The 15,113-nt window shown below is 73.8% G+C and carries 16 protein-coding genes; 3 read left to right on the top strand and 13 right to left on the bottom strand.

The genetic code is table 11. The features are described from left to right. Nucleotides 1-12 precede the first annotated feature (12 nt). From Q0817_RS01875 to Q0817_RS01860, 4 genes are all read right to left on the bottom strand, one after another. Entirely contained in the window at nt 13-441 is a 429-nt protein-coding gene (locus Q0817_RS01875; RefSeq protein ID WP_298583299.1) for a universal stress protein, read from the bottom strand. An 84-nt stretch (nt 442-525) separates the two neighbouring features. After that, entirely contained in the window at nt 526-954 is a 429-nt protein-coding gene (locus Q0817_RS01870) for a universal stress protein (RefSeq protein WP_298583298.1), read from the bottom strand. A gap of 76 nt (nt 955-1,030) precedes the next feature. Then, nucleotides 1,031-1,462: a universal stress protein gene (locus Q0817_RS01865; RefSeq protein ID WP_298583296.1), complete on the bottom strand. Its 432-nt coding sequence runs from the start codon at nt 1,460-1,462 to the stop codon at nt 1,031-1,033. A gap of 177 nt (nt 1,463-1,639) precedes the next feature. Beyond that, nucleotides 1,640-2,056: an Hsp20/alpha crystallin family protein gene (locus Q0817_RS01860; protein WP_298583294.1), complete on the bottom strand. Its 417-nt coding sequence runs from the start codon at nt 2,054-2,056 to the stop codon at nt 1,640-1,642. Between the two features lie 287 nt (nt 2,057-2,343). Here Q0817_RS01860 and Q0817_RS01855 point away from each other — a divergent pair, with 287 nt between their 5' ends. After that, a complete protein-coding gene (locus Q0817_RS01855) occupies nt 2,344-2,865 on the top strand; it encodes a hypothetical protein (protein WP_298583292.1) in 522 nt (173 codons plus the stop codon). 20 nt (nt 2,866-2,885) lie between these two features. On the opposite strand, the gene Q0817_RS01850 is transcribed toward Q0817_RS01855, so the two are convergent. Continuing rightward, nucleotides 2,886-4,211 carry an erythromycin esterase family protein gene (locus Q0817_RS01850; RefSeq protein WP_298583291.1) on the bottom strand — a complete coding sequence of 442 codons (1,326 nt, stop codon included), beginning with the start codon at nt 4,209-4,211 and terminating at the stop codon, nt 2,886-2,888. Further along, a complete protein-coding gene (locus tag Q0817_RS01845; protein ID WP_366139849.1) occupies nt 4,208-5,599 on the bottom strand; it encodes a phosphoribosyltransferase in 1,392 nt (463 codons plus the stop codon). The genes Q0817_RS01850 and Q0817_RS01845 overlap by 4 nt, the downstream gene beginning before the upstream one ends. 228 nt (nt 5,600-5,827) lie before the next feature. Between Q0817_RS01845 and Q0817_RS01840 the strand changes: the two genes are divergently transcribed. Continuing rightward, entirely contained in the window at nt 5,828-6,406 is a 579-nt protein-coding gene (locus tag Q0817_RS01840) for a hypothetical protein (protein WP_298583290.1), read from the top strand. Between the two features lie 25 nt (nt 6,407-6,431). Here the strand turns inward: Q0817_RS01840 and Q0817_RS01835 are convergent, their stop codons facing one another. From Q0817_RS01835 to Q0817_RS01815, 5 genes are all read right to left on the bottom strand, one after another. Further along, nucleotides 6,432-7,478 carry an enoyl-CoA hydratase/isomerase family protein gene (locus Q0817_RS01835; RefSeq protein ID WP_298583287.1) on the bottom strand — a complete coding sequence of 349 codons (1,047 nt, stop codon included), beginning with the start codon at nt 7,476-7,478 and terminating at the stop codon, nt 6,432-6,434. Between the two features lie 40 nt (nt 7,479-7,518). Further along, complete coding sequence (locus tag Q0817_RS01830; protein WP_298583285.1) at nt 7,519-8,343, bottom strand: glycerophosphodiester phosphodiesterase family protein; 825 nt, start codon at nt 8,341-8,343, stop codon at nt 7,519-7,521. A 10-nt stretch (nt 8,344-8,353) separates the two neighbouring features. After that, complete coding sequence (locus tag Q0817_RS01825) at nt 8,354-9,235, bottom strand: HAD family hydrolase (protein WP_298583283.1); 882 nt, start codon at nt 9,233-9,235, stop codon at nt 8,354-8,356. A 14-nt stretch (nt 9,236-9,249) separates the two neighbouring features. After that, nucleotides 9,250-9,768, bottom strand: a complete 519-nt coding sequence (locus Q0817_RS01820) for a YbhB/YbcL family Raf kinase inhibitor-like protein (RefSeq protein ID WP_298583281.1) — start codon at nt 9,766-9,768, stop codon at nt 9,250-9,252. A gap of 64 nt (nt 9,769-9,832) precedes the next feature. After that, nucleotides 9,833-10,762: a carbohydrate kinase gene (locus tag Q0817_RS01815; RefSeq protein ID WP_298583279.1), complete on the bottom strand. Its 930-nt coding sequence runs from the start codon at nt 10,760-10,762 to the stop codon at nt 9,833-9,835. Between the two features lie 210 nt (nt 10,763-10,972). On the opposite strand from Q0817_RS01815, the gene Q0817_RS01810 reads away from it, so the two are divergent. After that, nucleotides 10,973-12,430 carry a glyceraldehyde-3-phosphate dehydrogenase gene (locus Q0817_RS01810; RefSeq protein ID WP_298583277.1) on the top strand — a complete coding sequence of 486 codons (1,458 nt, stop codon included), beginning with the start codon at nt 10,973-10,975 and terminating at the stop codon, nt 12,428-12,430. Nucleotides 12,431-12,617: 187 nt separating this feature from the next. On the opposite strand, the gene Q0817_RS01805 is transcribed toward Q0817_RS01810, so the two are convergent. Continuing rightward, nucleotides 12,618-13,937, bottom strand: coding sequence for a M18 family aminopeptidase (locus Q0817_RS01805; RefSeq protein WP_298583275.1), 1,320 nt, complete (start codon nt 13,935-13,937; stop codon nt 12,618-12,620). 9 nt (nt 13,938-13,946) lie between these two features. Next, nucleotides 13,947-15,074, bottom strand: coding sequence for a CPBP family intramembrane glutamic endopeptidase (locus Q0817_RS01800; protein WP_298583274.1), 1,128 nt, complete (start codon nt 15,072-15,074; stop codon nt 13,947-13,949). Nucleotides 15,075-15,113: the final 39 nt, after the last annotated feature.

Raw genomic sequence — 15,113 nt, 5'->3', positions numbered from 1 at the left:
TCCTGACGCCGGTCAGTGCCGGACCACGAGCACCGGGCAGTGGGCGTAGGAGACGCACGCGTGGGACACCGACCCCAGCGCCGAGCCGAGCAGTCCGCCGCGGCCACGCCGGCCGAGGACGAGCAGCTGCGCGGTCTCGCTCTCCGCGATGAGCCGGCCGGCCGGGCGGCCGTGCGTCACCGTGCTGGTCAGCCGGGCGGGGACGTCCTCCCCGAACACGGCCGCGACCGTGCGCGCGAGGATCCGCTCGTGGTTGGCGCGCAGCGCCTCCTCGTCGACAAGCAGCTCGGCGTCCAGCACGGTGGGGTCCCCCGCGCACGCGATCGCCTCGAGCGGGGCGTCGAGCGCCTCCGCGAGGCTCGCGGCGAGCCGCAGGGCCTCCATCGAGGACTCCGAGCCGTCGATCCCCACGAGGATCCGCTGGTCCGTCGGTGCACTCATGGCCGAACCTCCTTGTCCGGACCGGCTCCGGGAGCCGGCCTGTCGGTGCCGCGGGGCCCGCGCCGGATGGCCGGCGCCGGCCGGTCAGTGCCGGACGACCAGCACCGGGCAGTGGGCGTGGGCGATGCACGCGTTGGAGACGGAGCCCAGCGCCGAGCCCCGCATGCCGCCGTGGCCGCGGCGGCCGAGGACCAGCATCAGGGCGTTCTCGCTCTCCTCGACCAGCCGGGCCGCGGCCCGCCCGTGCACCAGTTCGGCGCGCACGTGCGCCGGGACCTCCGCACCGAACACGTCGGCGACCGTCGCGCGGAGCACGTCCTCGGTGCCGGCCGGGGGCTTGTCCGGATCGACGGTCTCCCAGCCCTCGTAGACGGGTGGACCCTGCCAGAACATGACGGCGGTCAGCGGGACGTCCAGGGCCCGGGCGATCCTGTCCGCCGTCCGGAGGGCCTCCTTCGAGGAGTCCGATCCGTCGATCCCCACGAGGATCCGCTGCTGCGATGGTGCGACCATGGTCGAGCTCCTTCGTTCCGGCGCCCGCGGTCCGTGCCCGGGGCGCGCTCCGTCCGGCAGGTTCCTGCCGGGCCGCTCAGTGCCGCACCACGAGGACGGGGCACTTGGCGTGGGAGACGAGGGCCGAGGAGACGGAGCCGAGGATCATCCCGAGCACCCCTCCGGTGCCCCGCCGGCCGACCACCAGCATCCGGGCCCCCTCGCTCTCCTCGATGAGCCGGGCCGCGGGCTGACCGCGCAGCAACCGGGTGGTCAGGTTCGCCGGGCGCTGCTCCCCGAACACCTCGTCGAGCGTGCTCTCGAACAGCTGCTCGCTGCCGCGGCGGAACTCCTCGGGGTCCACCACCCGGTAGCTCTCGTAGAGCAGCGGGTCCTCCCAGCACATGATGGCCTCGAGCGGCGCGCCCAGGGACTCGGCGAGCCGCACTCCTTCCCGGAGCGCGGCCTTGGACGAGCCGGATCCGTCGATTCCCACGACGATCCGGCCACCGGACGACGGCTCGTCCATGCTGTTCTCCCTTGTTCGCGGCGGGCCGGCCGGTCCACCTGTCTCCACGATAGGACTCGGTGAGGTCCGTCACAACGGCCCTTCCGTCCTCATGACCTCCCGCACGACCTGCACGACGGCGGGCGGGCGGCACCGTCCCGGTCCGCCCGACGTCGCGCGGGCCGCGCACGGGCCTCCTCAGCCGCGGGTCACCTGGATCTTCTTGGTGGCCGGCGGCTCGACGTGCTCGGCCACGGGCACGCGCACCTCCAGCACGCCGTCGCGGTAGGCGGCGCTGATGTCCTCGTCCCGGCACCCGGGGGGCAGCGGCAGGGTGCGGGAGAACGAGCCGTAGCGGAACTCGGAGCGGTAGCTGCCCTTGTCCTTGTGCTCGGTCCGCTCCCTGCGCTCGGCCCGCAGGTGGAGCACGTCGTCGGCCACCGTGAGCTCCACGTCCTGCTCGGGGTCGATGCCGGGCAGCTCCGCCCGGATCACCACCGTGTCGCCGTCCCGGTACTCCTCCACCCGGGGCCAGGACGCCTCGACGTCCCCCTCCAGGAGGCGCCGGAGGGGCTCGAGCATCTCCAGGCCCTCCCTGCGCATCAATCCGGCCATGACCTGACTCCTCTTCCCGTGGCACCCGTCCGCGACGGCGGCCGGGCGCGTCGGCCCGGTCGGCCGGGGAACCGGTGCGGTCCGCCTCGACCCTTCCAGCGTAGACACCGCCGACCGGGCGCGTAAGCCCCGCGGGGCCCCGCACGCCATCATGACGGGGCGGGCCCCACCGGCCCCCGGGAGCACTGGATTCGCAGGTGCGACAGGGCGATAATCAGGGCATCCCCACGGGTCCGCCGCCGCCCGGCGGCCCACCCCGGGGACCGGGAGAGATCGGGGTGTCCGCCGTGGACAACAACGTGATGAAGATCGTCTACACCTTCTTCCTGGGAGCCCTGCTGGCGCTGTTCGTGGGGCTCGGCATCCAGACCTTCTACCCGGGCCCGGAGATGCCGGAGCAGACCTCGGGGGTGGAGTTCGTGCCCGAGGGGAGCAGCACCCCCACCGAGGAGCAGCGCGAGGAGATGGCGGAGAACGAGCGGCAGTGGCGGCAGTGGCAGGAGGAGCAGCAGACCTACAGCCGCAACGTGGCCGTCGTCGCCCTGGGCGCCTCCGTGGCGCTGCTCGGCCTCAGCCTCGTGCTCGAGAAGCGCAACAGGGTGCTGACCAACGGGGTGATGCTCGGCGGTCTCTTCACCCTGATCTACGCCATCGGGCGGAGCTTCGCCTCCAGCGAGACCAGGATGACGTTCATCGCCGTGGGCGTGGGCCTGGCCGTGGTGCTGTTCCTGGGCTACCGGCGCTTCTTCCAGGACCGGCCCGAGGAGAGTGCGCCCGAGGAGGCACCGCGGGAGCAGACCGGCGTCTGAGCCGCTCCCCCGGGACGCCTCTAGAAGCCCGTCGGCTCGGTCTCCAGCTCGGGCTCCTCGGGCGGGCCCTCGTGGTGCAGGGGCCGCAGCGCGGCGGTCACCGTGAACCAGAGCAGGGCGTCGTAGCGCTCCCCCATGCGGGTGGGGACGTAGTTGCCGGTCTCGCGCCACGGGTGATACACCACCCCGATGGCCCGGTGGCCGAACCTCCCGGAGAGCCAGGGCCCGGAGCGGTCGCGGCCGAAGACGAGCACCGCGGCCTCCCCCAGGGCCCGGTGCAGGAGGTCCTCGTGGCTGCCGGGACGGGCCTCCGGGACGGCGAGGACCTCCTCGGCCGCGCCCCACGACTCCGCCGCGACCACCGTGCCGGCCCAGGAGGCGAGGCCCACGAGCACCACCTCGTGCGCGGCGTGGCGCTCGCGCAGAAGCTGGCCCACGTTGACGAGCCCGGCGTCGAACATGTCGGTGGCCCGGGCGTCCCCCACGTGGGAGTTGTGCTCCCACACCAGTCCCTTCGCCCCGGGGCCGTGGTGGCGGGAGAGCAGGCCGGCGGTGTCCGCCATGTGCTCGTCCCGCACGTTCCAGGACTGCCGGTCACCCCGGACCATGGTCCGGTAGTAGCGCTCGGCGTCGACCGCGACCATGGCGTTGAGGGCGGCGTCGAACGCGGCGGGGTCCCCGGCCATCCGGTCCATGGTCCGCCGGCGCACCTCGGCGAGGAGGGCCACGACGTCGGCCTCGCAGCTCTCGGGCACGATCCGCGTGCGCCACGCGTACCGGTGCGGGTCCTCGTGGAAGGGGACGAAGCACTGCCACGCCTGCAGCGCGGCGGGCAGCGCCTCGGGCGCGTTCGCCTCGAGCCAGCCGATGATCTCCCGCAGGGAGTCCCACAGCGAGTAGACGTCCAGGCCGTAGAAGCCCACCTGCTCGTGGCCGGCCCGGCGGGCGTTCTCCTCCCGGAGCCAGTCGAGGAACTCGGCGACCTCCTCGTTCGCCCACATCCACGTGGGCCAGCGCTCGAAGCCCGCCAGGACGGCGTGGGCGTCGAGGTCCTGGTCCGCCTCGCCGCGCACCCACCGGTTGAGCCGCCAGCAGTCCGGCCAGTCCCCCTCGACCCCGATCCAGGTGAAGCCGTGCTCCTCGATCAGCCGGCGGCTGAGCAGGGCCCGCCACCGGTAGTACTCGTGGGTGCCGTGGGACGCCTCCCCCACGCACACGAACCGGGCACCGGCGCAGCGCTCGACGAGCGGGTCGAGGTCCTGCGCCCCCTCCAGCGGCTGCGCGAGGGAGCGGATCTCGGCGAGGACCCCGGCCTCCCGGGAGGGCCCGTGTCCGCGGGGGCTCACCGGGTCGTCCCGTCGTCGTGCTCCCCGGCCGGGTGGAGGTGGCGCAGGAACCAGTCCCGCGCCAGTCCGGCGGCCTCGGCGAGCGTGCCGGGCTCCTCGAAGAGGTGCGTGGCGCCCTCCACGACCGCCAGCCGGGTGGGGCAGCTCATCGACTCCTGCGCCCACCGGTTGAGACCGAGCACCTCGAAGTCCTCGCTGCCGACGATCAGCAGGGTGGGCGCGCGCACCGCGCGCAGCCGCTCGCCGGCGAGGTCCGGGCGGCCCCCGCGGGAGACCACGGCGGCGATCGACGCGCCGGGCTCGGCCGCGGCCCACAGGGCCGCGCCGGCGCCGGTGCTCGCCCCGAAGTACCCGACCGGGGACGCCGCGGAACCGGGCTGCGCGCGCAGCCACGCCGTGGCCAGGAGCAGCCGCTCGGCGAGCAGGCCGATGTCGAAGACGTTGCCGCGGTCCGCCTCCTCCCCGGGGGTGAGCAGGTCGAGCAGCAGGGTGCCGAGCCCCGCCTGCTGCAGCACGGAGGCCACGTACTGGTTCCGCGGGCTGTACCGGCTGCTGCCGCTGCCGTGGGCGAAGACCACCACCCCGGCGCCGGGTCCCGGCAGGTGCAGGTGCGCCTCGAGCTGCTCCTCCCCGGCAGGGATCCGCACGTCGGCGTCGACGGGCCAGCCGTGCGGCGCCCGCCCCGCCCCGGACGGCCCGGGCAGCTCCGCCTGGTGGCGGCGCCGGGCGGCGTCGAGCAGGGCCACGACCTCGTCGTCCTCCGTGGCGGAGAAGTCCCGGTAGTGGTAGCCGACGGCCGTGAAGTACGGCGGGGTCGCGAGGCAGATCACCTCGTCCGCCTCGACCACCCGGGACAGGGCCTCCTGCGGGGCCACGGGAACGGCCAGCACCACCCGTGCGGCGCCCAGCTGGCGCGCGATCCGGCAGGCCACGCGCGCCGTGGAGCCGGTGGCGATGCCGTCGTCGACGACCAGGGCGATCCGCCCGGTGAGATCGACCCGTTCCCGGCCCTCCCGGAAGCGCGCCGTCCGGGCCTCGAGCACGGCCCGCTCCCGCGCCTCGATCTGCTCGAGCTGCGCGTCGGTCACGCCGAAGTACTGCAGGGTCCGCTCGTCGAGCACCCGGGCGCCCTCCTCCCCGATGGCGCCCATGGCCAGCTCGGGCTGGGAGGGGACCCCCAGCTTGCGCACCACGATGACGTCCAGCGGCGCGTCGAGGATCCTGGCCACCTCGTGGGCCACGGGCACCCCGCCGCGGGGCAGGCCCAGCACCACCACGTCCTGTCCGCGCAGGGACCTCAGCCGCTTCCCCAGCTGACGCCCTGCCTCGACCCTGTTCTCGAAGACCACCACGGCCCCCACCGCCTCTCCGGCGGGCACGCGGCCCACCGCCCCTCCCCGGCTCCGCCCGCGCCCTCGGGTCCCGCGGGCCGCGGCGGAGGACTCCAGCGTAGGCAGACGGGGAACCCGGCGGAAGGGCCGGGGGCCAGGTGACGGCCGTGGACAACGGGTCGGGGGCGACCCACAATGTGAGCACGCCCCGGCGGCCGGCCGGCCGCGGTCCCGGGCGCCCTGGACGGACGTCCCGCACAGGCGGGGGGAGACGGAGCACGCCGCATGCAGGACCACACGGAAGACCGCGCGGAGGACCGCACGGACGGCAGGATCCTGCGGACGGTCTACACGTTCTTCCTGGGGGTGCTGCTGGCCCTGTTCGTGGGTCTCGGCGTCGCCACGGTGCACCCGGGCCCGGAGGAGCCCGTCCCGCCCCCGGGGATCGCGATGGCGCGGGAGACCCGCGAGCTCTCCCCGGAGGAGCAGCAGCAGTGGGCGGCCTACGAGCGCGAGTGGGAGGCGTGGGAGGACGAGTTCCTGGACCACAGCCGCGACGTCGGCGTGGTGACCCTGGTCGCCTCGGTCGCGCTCCTGGCGGCGAGCCTGGCCGTGGAGCGGCGCAGAGCGGTGCTGGGCCAGGGCATCCTGCTCGGCGGCCTGTTCACGCTGCTCCACAGCGTGGTCCGGAGCCTGATCTCGCAAGACACCGTCGCCTCGTTCGCCGTGGTCACCGTGGCCCTGGTCGTGGTGCTGTACCTCGGCTACCGCCGGTTCGTGGACCGTCCCACCCCGGCCGGTGACCGGTGGGGCCCTCCCCGGCCGCTGGCCAGCGACAACGGGAAGCACCCGTCCCGCCGCTGAGCGCACCGGGCGCGGGCCCGGCGGGTCAGAGGGGCAGCGGCAGCTTCTCGTCGAGCACGGCCCGGACGGCCGCGACGTCGACGTCCGTGACGGAGGCGTGCTCCCAGGCCGGCGCGTTGTCCTTGTCCACGAGGACCGCCCGCACGCCCTCGGCGAAGTCGGGGCGCGCGATCGTGTCCGCGGCGAGGCGCAGCTCCCGCTCGAGGCAGGAGCGCACGCTGTCGTCGGCCGCCCCGCGCTCGAGCAGCTCGAAGGTGCGCACCAGGGAGGACGGGCTCATCCCCGTGAGGTCCTCCGGGGCGGCGGCGACGATCTCCTCGAGGGTGGACGCGCCGTAGCGCTCCTCGATCTGCTCCCACCGCGCCACCACGGAGGAGGGTTCGGGCTCGCGCGCGAAGCGGGCCAGCGCGTCCTCCGGTCCCTCCTCCACCACGGCCCCGGCCAGGGCCTCGAGGTCCTCGTCCGCCACGAGGACGTCGGCCAGGCCGAGGGCGACGGCGTCCGCGCCGCCGAGCCGCTGCCCGCCGAGGGCGAGCCAGCGGCCCACGGCCGGGCCCGGCTCCCCGCGGCGGTCCGGCCGGGAGACGCGCGGGAGGAACCAGGAGGCGCCGATGTCGGTGAAGAACCCGATCTTCGTCTCGGGCATCGCCATGACCGTCGAGGGCCCCACCACGCGGTGGGAACCGTGCACGGAGATGCCCATGCCGCCGCCCATGCAGATGCCGTTCATGAGCACCACGTACGGCTTGGGGTAGTTCGCGATCAGGCAGTCGAGGGCGTACTCCGTGGCGAAGACCTGCGTGGCGTCCTCGATCCGCCCGGCGAGGACCGCGTCCCGCACCTCGCGGATGTCACCGCCGGCGCAGAACGCCTTGGGCGAGGCGGACGTGACGAGCACGTGGCGCACGGTGTCGTCGTCCCGCCATGCGTCGAGGGCGGCCTTGAGGTCCCGGTACATCTGCGCGGTCAGCGCGTTGAGCTGACGGGGGCGGTTGAGCACGATGCGCCCGGTGCCGTTGCGGACCTCGGTCAGGACGTGCTGCGCGGTGCCGGTCGTGGCGGTGTCGGTCATGGTCCCCACCCTGCCACGGGCCGGGCCGCCGTGTCATGGCTCACACGCCCGGGGGCGGCCACTGCCCCCGCTGCGCCAGCAGCGCGGCGAGCAGGTCGGCCCGGTCCGTGACGATCCCGTCGACCCCGAGCTCGAGCAGCTCCGCCATCTCGGCCGTGTCGTTGACGGTCCACACGTGCACGTCGATGCCGTGCCGGTGGGCGAAGCCCACGAACCGGGGGGTCACGAGCTCGACCTCCGCCCCGCCGCGCATCCGGTGCCGGCGGGGGATCTGCACGGTGTCGAACGGTTCGATCCACCGGGCGGCCGCCCGCCGGACGAGACGCCAGCTGGGTCCGCCCAGCCACGAGCACACGAGCAGCAGGCGCATCCCCTCCTTGCCGGAGGACGTGAGCACCGTCCGTCCCTCGAGCTCGCGGATCCGCCGCAGCGTGCGCCGCCGGCGGCTCTCGGAGAAGGAGGTCACCCGCACCCGGTCCACGGCTCCGAGCTCGTGGAGCAGCGCGGGCAGGGCCGCCACGGACGCTTCGTCCTTGACGTCCACGTTGAACTTCAGCTCGGGGAGCTCCGTCAGCAGGTCCGCGAACCGCGGGATGCTCCCGGCGCCGGCGACGCGCCGGGTGCTGATCTGCTCCCAGGTCAGGGAGGAGACCTTCCCGCTCCCGCCGGTGACACGGTCGAGGGTCTCGTCGTGGAAGGACAGGACCACCCCGTCGGCCGTCGTGTTGACGTCCGTCTCGATCCACTCGTAGCCGAGGTCCCGGGCGGCGCGGAAGGCGTCGAGGGTGTTCTCGGCCCCGTCCCGGCAGAAACCGCGGTGGGCCAGGGCTGCGGGGGCGTCACGCCGGTGCGCTGGAGGGGTCACCCTCCTATTGTTACCCCGTGGTAGCGGATTGTCCCGCCCGTGACGCATCAGGTCGCCCTCGGCGCAGCAGCGCCTCGATCACCTGGGCCACCCCGTCCTCCTCGAAGGGCGGGGCCGTGCGGCCGACAGCGCGCGCGACCGCGGGGTGCCCGCTCGCCATCGCGTACCCGTGGGTGGCCCACGTGAGCATCTCGAGGTCGTTGGGCATGTCGCCGAAGGCCATCACCTCGTGCGGGCGGATGCCGCGCTCGGCCGCGTACTGCTCGAGGGTGCGCGCCTTGGTGAGCCCCTTCTGGCCCATCTCCACGAGCGGGGCGGCCGCCACGGAGTGCGTCACGGACAGCCTGCCCGCCACGAGCCCGGCGAGGGCCCGGAAGTACTCCTGCGGGTCGGCGCTGTCCAGCTTGGCCAGGAACTTCACGAGCCCCTGGTCCTCCGGCACCCGGTCCCGCAGCGCCCCCACCAGGGGGGCGCCGATCTCCATCCGGTCGGTCCGGGCCCACCCGCGGTCCGTGAAGACGCCCTCGAGCGTCTCCGCCGCGAACAGCGTGCCGGGGTGCCGGGCCGCGACCTCGTCCATCACGGCGAAGGCGTCCCGGGCCGGGAAGAGGCTGGACTCCACGACGAGGTCGGCACCGAGGTCGTAGACCACCGCGCCGTTCGAGCAGATCACCACGCCCTCGTGGCCGAGCTGCTCGCGCAGCGGGTCGAGCCAGCGCATGGGCCGGCCCGTCACGAACACCACGTGGATGCCGCTGTCCTGGGCGGCCCGGATCGCGTCGACGGTGCGCGGGCGGAAGCGGAAGTCGTGCCCCAGGACGGTGCCGTCGAGGTCGCTGGCGATCATCCTGATCGGCACCTCCGCCCCGGGGACCTCCGGAGTCGGGCTCACGGGTGTTCTGCCACCTACGCCTCGTGCGTCCCGGTGAGGCAGGCCCGGGCGATCCCGGAGCTGAACAGCTGGAAGTTGACGACGGCGGGGCTCGCGCTCTCGTCGACGTCGACCTGCTCCTCGCCCACCGCGGTCACGCACACGATGTAGCGGTGCGGTCCGTGGCCGGGGGGCGGGGCGGCCCCCACGTACTCGTCGGTGCCGCCGTCGTTGCGGTGCTTGACCGCCCCGGCCGGCGGGTCGGACGCAGCGCCGCGCTCGAGGGAGGTGACGTCCGCGGGGATGTTGGACAGGCACCAGTGCCAGAAGCCGCTGGGGGTGGGGGCGTCCGGGTCGAAGACCGTGACCACGTAGCTCCTCGTGCCCTCCGGGGCGCCGGACCAGCTCAGCTGCGGGGACACGTCCTGGCCGCCGGCGCCCATGATGCCCGAGAGCTGGGCCGGGGCGAGCGGCCCGCCGTCGGAGAAGTCCTCGGAGGTGAGGGTGAAGCTCGGCAGGTCGGGCAGGTCGGCGTACGGGTCGCGGTCGAGCACGGGCTCTCCTTCCGCTCGGGATCGGGTGGGCATCGGGTCGGGGTGGGGATCGGGGCCGGGCCGGTCAGGGTGCCGGCAGCTCGTCCTTGCGGGGCAGGTCCGCGCCGGCGCGGGAGACCGTGACGCCGGCCGCCGAGGCGGCGTGGCGCAGCAGCTCGCCGACCTGCTCCTCGTCCAGGTTGTCGATCCGCTCGCGGGCCTGCGCGCCCGTGTAGCCGTGGTCGGTGAGCCAGGAGAGCAGCGCCGCCATGAACGAGTCGCCGGCTCCCACGGTGTCGACCACGGTGGTGCGGGCGGCCGGCACCTGCACCCCGCGCGGACCGGTGGCCCGGGTGCGGGCCCACGGCCCCAGGGGGCCCCGGGTGACGACGACGAGCTCCGCGCCGGCCTTGAGCCAGGCTCCGGCGCTCTCCTCGACGCTGCGGTGGGGATACAGCCACAGGAGGTCCTCGTCCGAGGCCTTCACGACGTCGGCGAGGGCCACGAGCTGCTCGGCCCGGGCCCGCGCCTCCGAGGAGTCGGGGATGATGGACGGCCGACAGTTGGGGTCGTAGGAGATCAGGGCCGAGCGGTGGGCCTGCTCCACGGCGTGCAGCACCCGCGAGGCACCGGGCTCGAGCATCGCGCCGATCGAGCCCACGTGCAGCAGGGTGGTGTCCCGCAGCAGCTCGCCCAGCTGCTCGTCCGAGAGGTCCAGGGACCAGTCCAGCTGGAAGTCGTAGGTCGCGGCGCCGTCGTCCCCGATGACGGCCTCCGCCACGGACGTGGGCCGCGCATCGGCCTCGAAGGGCAGGAGGACGCCGTTGTCCCGCAGGTGCGCCTCGACCTGCGTGCCGTACTCGTCCTCGCCGTAGCGGCCGAGGAACTGGACCTCGTGGCCGAGCCGGGCCAGGCCCACGGCCACGTTCATGGGACTCCCCCCGGCGTGCGCGCGGGGCTCCTGTCCGTGCTTCGACACCACGTCGACGAGCGCTTCACCGATGACCGTCAGCATGCCCTCACGGTAGCACCCGCCGGTCCCGCCGCCCCGGCGCAGGAGCGGTCCGGCGGACGTGTAACGGGAGCCTCGCCGGTGCCCCCGTGCCCCTAGAATGGAGGGCGGCGTCCTGCGCGAACCGCAGCGGCGCGCACCCGACCGCGCAACGAGGCGCGGCACGTCACGGCCGGACACGATGACGTCCCCGGCCGAGGAAGAGAGTCATTCTTGAGCACTCCTGAAAGCTGGGCCGACCGCGAGGCACTCGCGGAGGGCATCGTCCCCCTGGTCGGGCGTCTGCACCGCGAGAACAAGGTCGTGCCGACGGTCTACGGCCGCTCCCTGGTGCACAAGTCCGTCACCCAGATCATCAAGGCGCACCGCTTCGCCCGCCGCATCGACGGCGAGGAGCTGCCCCTGGAGGACACGACCCGCCTGCTCGAGGCGATGTCCGGGCTGAACCTCGGCACCTGCGCGGTGGACCTCGGCAAGCTCAACCGGCTCGCCCCGGAGTCGGACCAGGACCTCGAGGCGTTCCTGCGCGAGGAGCTCGCCCCCGTGGTGGACCGCAGGGCCCAGAACTCCCCGGAGTCCCAGGACGTGGTGCTCTACGGCTTCGGCCGGATCGGCCGCCTGCTCGCCCGCATCCTGATCAACCGCAACGACGGCACCGGCCTGAACCTGCGCGCCGTCGTGGTGCGCAAGAAGCCCGGCAACGACCTGGTCAAGCGCGCCTCCCTCCTGCGCCGCGACTCCGTGCACGGCAAGTTCGACGGGACCATCCACGTCGACGAGGAGAACAACGTCATCACGGCCAACGGGGTGGCCATCAAGTTCATCTACGCGAACGACCCCACCGAGATCGACTACACCGAGCACGGCATCGACAACGCGATCGTCGTGGACAACACGGGCGTGTGGCGCGACGAGGCCGGCCTGTCCAAGCACCTGCAGTCCAAGGGCGTGGCCAAGGTGCTGCTCACGGCCCCGGGCAAGGGCGACCTGAAGAACATCGTGTGCGGGGTCAACGACGACGTCATCACCGCGGAGGACACCATCCTGTCCGCGGCGTCCTGCACCACCAACGCGATCACCCCGGTCGTGAAGGTGCTCCACGACCGGTACGGCATCGCGCAGGGCCACGTCGAGACGGTCCACTCCTACACCAACGACCAGAACCTCATCGACAACTGGCACAAGGGCGACCGCCGGGGCCGCTCCGCCGCCCTGAACATGGTCATCACCGAGACCGGTGCGGCGAAGGCCGTGGCCAAGGCCCTGCCGGAGATGGCCGGGAAGCTGACGGGCAACGCGATCCGCGTCCCCACCCCCGACGTGTCCATGGCCATCCTGAACCTGCAGCTCGAGCAGGCCCCGGAGTCCGAGGACGCGGTCAACCAGTACCTGAAGGACATCTCGCTGAACTCGTCCCTGCGCAAGCAGATCGACTACACCGACTCCCCCGAGATCGTGTCCACCGACTTCGTGGGCTCCCGCCGCGCGGGCGTCGTCGACGGTCTCGCGACGATCGTCAACGGCAGCTCGCTGGTGCTCTACGTCTGGTACGACAACGAGTTCGGCTACTCCTGCCAGGTCGTGCGGGTGCTCGCCCGGATGGCCGACATCGCCATGCCGCAGTTCCCGGCCGAGCGGGTCGCGGTCGGCACGGCGTCGATCCCCGGCTGAGCCGCCCCTCGCAGGCCTGGGACGCCGACGGGTCGCCACCGGCGAACCGTCCGCGCCGAGGGGTCGCCACTGAACGGAACGACCGACTCGAACCGTTCAGTGGCGACCCCTCGCGCAGCAGTTCGCGCAGGAGTTCGCGCAGGAGTTCGCGCACGAGACGCCCTCGCACGGCGGCGCCGCGGTCCGGTCAGGCGGTGTAGAAGGCCCCCGCGACGGCGCCGAGGGCCGCGACGTCGTCCACGTGGCACAGCTCCCGGGCGGAGTGCATCGACAGCAGGCCGATGCCGACGTCGATCGTGCGCACCCCCAGCCGGGCCGCGGTGATGGGCCCGATCGTGGAGCCGCACAGCACCCGGTTGTTGGAGACGAACTCCTGGTAGCCCACGCCGGCGCGCTCGCAGGCCTCGGCCCAGATCCCGGCGCCCACGGCGTCCGTGGCGTAGTGCTGGTCCGCGTTGATCTTCAGCAGCGGGCCCGCCCCCGGCACCGGCCGGTTCACGGGGTCGTGGTGGCCCTGGTAGTTGGGGTGCACCAGGTGCCCGGCGTCGGCGGACAGGCACACGGACCCGGCCAGGGAGCGCCGGTGCTCGGCGGCCGTGCGGCCCAGCCCCTCGGCGATGCGCACGAGCACGTCCTCGAGGAACGGCCCCGCGGCGCCGGAGCGGGTGCGCGAGCCGATCTCCTCGTGGTCGAACGCGGCGAGCACCGCGATGTGCCGGCCCTGCTCGACCGCCTCCGCCTCCCGGGCGAGAGCGCCCAGCCCGGCGTGCACGGAGGAGAGGTTGTCCAGCCGCCCGGAGGCGAAGAGGGTCCCGCCCTGCCCGAACACGGTGGGGGACTGCGCGTCCGCCAGCACCACGTCGTAGCCGACGATCCGTGCCGGATCCACGGGCCCGGAGTCCACGTGCTCGGCGAGCAGGGCCAGGACGTCCGCGTCCTCCGGCTGCCCCACGCCCCAGATCGGCTGCACGTGCTGCTGCCGGTCGAGCTGCAGGCCCTTGTTGGCGTCGCGGTCCAGGTGGATGGCCAGCTGCGGGATGCGGGCCACGGGGCCGGTCGCGGTCAGGTGCTCCACCGGGGTGCCTTCCGCGCCCCGGACCACGAGCCGGCCCGCCAGGCGCAGCTCGCGGTCCAGCCACGAGTTCAGCAGCGCTCCGCCGTAGGTCTCGACCCCGGCCTGGTGCCAGGTGTGGGCCGTGCTGGTGGGCCTCGGCTTGAGCTTGAAGCCCGGCGAGTCGGTGTGCGCGCCGAGGATCCGGAACCCGGCCGCCGGCGGGACCTCCGCGGGGGTAGCCCACGCGATGACCGCCCCGTCGCGCAGCACGTAGCGCCGCCCCCGGACGCCGGTCCGGGCCCAGTCCTCCGTCTCGTCGAGGCGGACGAAGCCCGCCTCCTCGAGGCGTGCGGCGGCGGCGTGCGCGGCGTGGAAGGAGCTCGGCGACTCCATCACGTAGCGGCCGAGGTCCTCGACGGCGGACCGGGGGTCGACTGCGGTGCTCGGTTCCATGCGGTCAGTCTACGAAAGGGGCTGCGGCGCGGGGCCGGGCGCCCGCTCCGCCCAGTGGCCGGGGCAGGCCGGCGGGCCGGGGCACACCCAGGCGGCGGGCTCGTGGTCCGGCCGGCCGGATCCGCCCCCGGGGTGCCCGCCGGGACCGGGCCCCGGGGCGAGGAGGACGGGCAGCCGCGGCGGGTGCACCGTCCGGGTCACCTCGACGCCTCGCCGGCCCGCGTCGCGGACCACGAGCCACGCGAAGAGCAGCTGCATGCCCGCGGAGATCGCCAGGGCCACCCAGGAGGACTCCTCGGCGTCGGGGTCGGCCAGGCTGAGGGCCCCGAAGAGCGTCGCGATCACGTTGTTGACCACGTGCAGGGCGATCGCCGCCTCGAGCCCGCCGGTGCGCCAGGTCAGATAGCCGGCGACGACCGCCATGACCGCGACCGCCAGCAGCCCCCAGGCGTCGTAGAGGTGCCCGAACGTGAACAGGGGCACGGGCAGCAGGATCGCGAACACGGGCCGGCGCAGCCACCGCCCCACGGTCTGCAGCAGGTAGCCCCGGAAGACGAGCTCCTCCGCCGCGCACTGCAGCGGGACCACGAGCACGATCATCGCGATCAGCCACCAGAAGCCCTCCACCGGCTGCGGGGCGGTCAGCGTCCCGAGCAGCGCGTACTCCACGAGGGCGGCGGCCGCGTGGCCCACCGCGTAGACCACGAGTGCCACCAGGAGGCACCGGCCGAGGAAGCCCCAGCGCAGCCGCCCCGTCACGGACAGCAGCAGCCCGACTGGCCGTGGGCCCATGATGGCCCGGGCCGCGAGGAGCGCCGGGATCATGAGGACCAGGGAGAAGAACAGCATGAAGAAGATCGCCGGGTCCATCATGTCCAGCTCCGTGCCCGCGAGGAAGATCTCGTCCAGGGCCTCCTCGCCGCGCACGACCACGAGCCCCACGGCCCACACGATGCCGAAGATGATCGTCAGCACCACGTAGAAGGCCCCGAAGAGCAGCAGCTCCACGAGCGGCTTCCACCACCGGTGCTCCGGGTCGGCGTGACCGAGCCGGTGGTACGGCAGGAGGCGGGGACCGGGGGACGTGCGGTGGTCGTCGAGAGGCCCTTGCCTCCAGGGGGCGGCGCGCGTGGTCATACCTCCCACGGTATCCCCAGCCGATCTCCTCCGGACACG

Origin of the sequence: uncultured Kocuria sp. (assembly GCF_947500125.1) — a bacterium.
Lineage (GTDB): Bacteria > Actinomycetota > Actinomycetes > Actinomycetales > Micrococcaceae > Kocuria.
This window is presented reverse-complemented; position numbering and strand designations above follow the sequence as displayed.

Bases quoted from the DNA above. Each gene is read 5' to 3' on its own strand.
- Q0817_RS01875 (WP_298583299.1), bottom strand. From the start codon at position 441: ATGAGTGCACCGACGGACCAGCGGATCCTCGTGGGGATCGACGGCTCG.
- Q0817_RS01870 (WP_298583298.1), bottom strand. From the start codon at position 954: ATGGTCGCACCATCGCAGCAGCGGATCCTCGTGGGGATCGACGGATCG.
- Q0817_RS01865 (WP_298583296.1), bottom strand. From the start codon at position 1,462: ATGGACGAGCCGTCGTCCGGTGGCCGGATCGTCGTGGGAATCGACGGA.
- Q0817_RS01860 (WP_298583294.1), bottom strand. From the start codon at position 2,056: ATGGCCGGATTGATGCGCAGGGAGGGCCTGGAGATGCTCGAGCCCCTC.
- Q0817_RS01840 (WP_298583290.1), top strand. From the start codon at position 5,828: ATGCAGGACCACACGGAAGACCGCGCGGAGGACCGCACGGACGGCAGG.
- Q0817_RS01835 (WP_298583287.1), bottom strand. From the start codon at position 7,478: ATGACCGACACCGCCACGACCGGCACCGCGCAGCACGTCCTGACCGAG.
- Q0817_RS01815 (WP_298583279.1), bottom strand. From the start codon at position 10,762: ATGCTGACGGTCATCGGTGAAGCGCTCGTCGACGTGGTGTCGAAGCAC.
- Q0817_RS01805 (WP_298583275.1), bottom strand. From the start codon at position 13,937: ATGGAACCGAGCACCGCAGTCGACCCCCGGTCCGCCGTCGAGGACCTC.
- Q0817_RS01800 (WP_298583274.1), bottom strand. From the start codon at position 15,074: ATGACCACGCGCGCCGCCCCCTGGAGGCAAGGGCCTCTCGACGACCAC.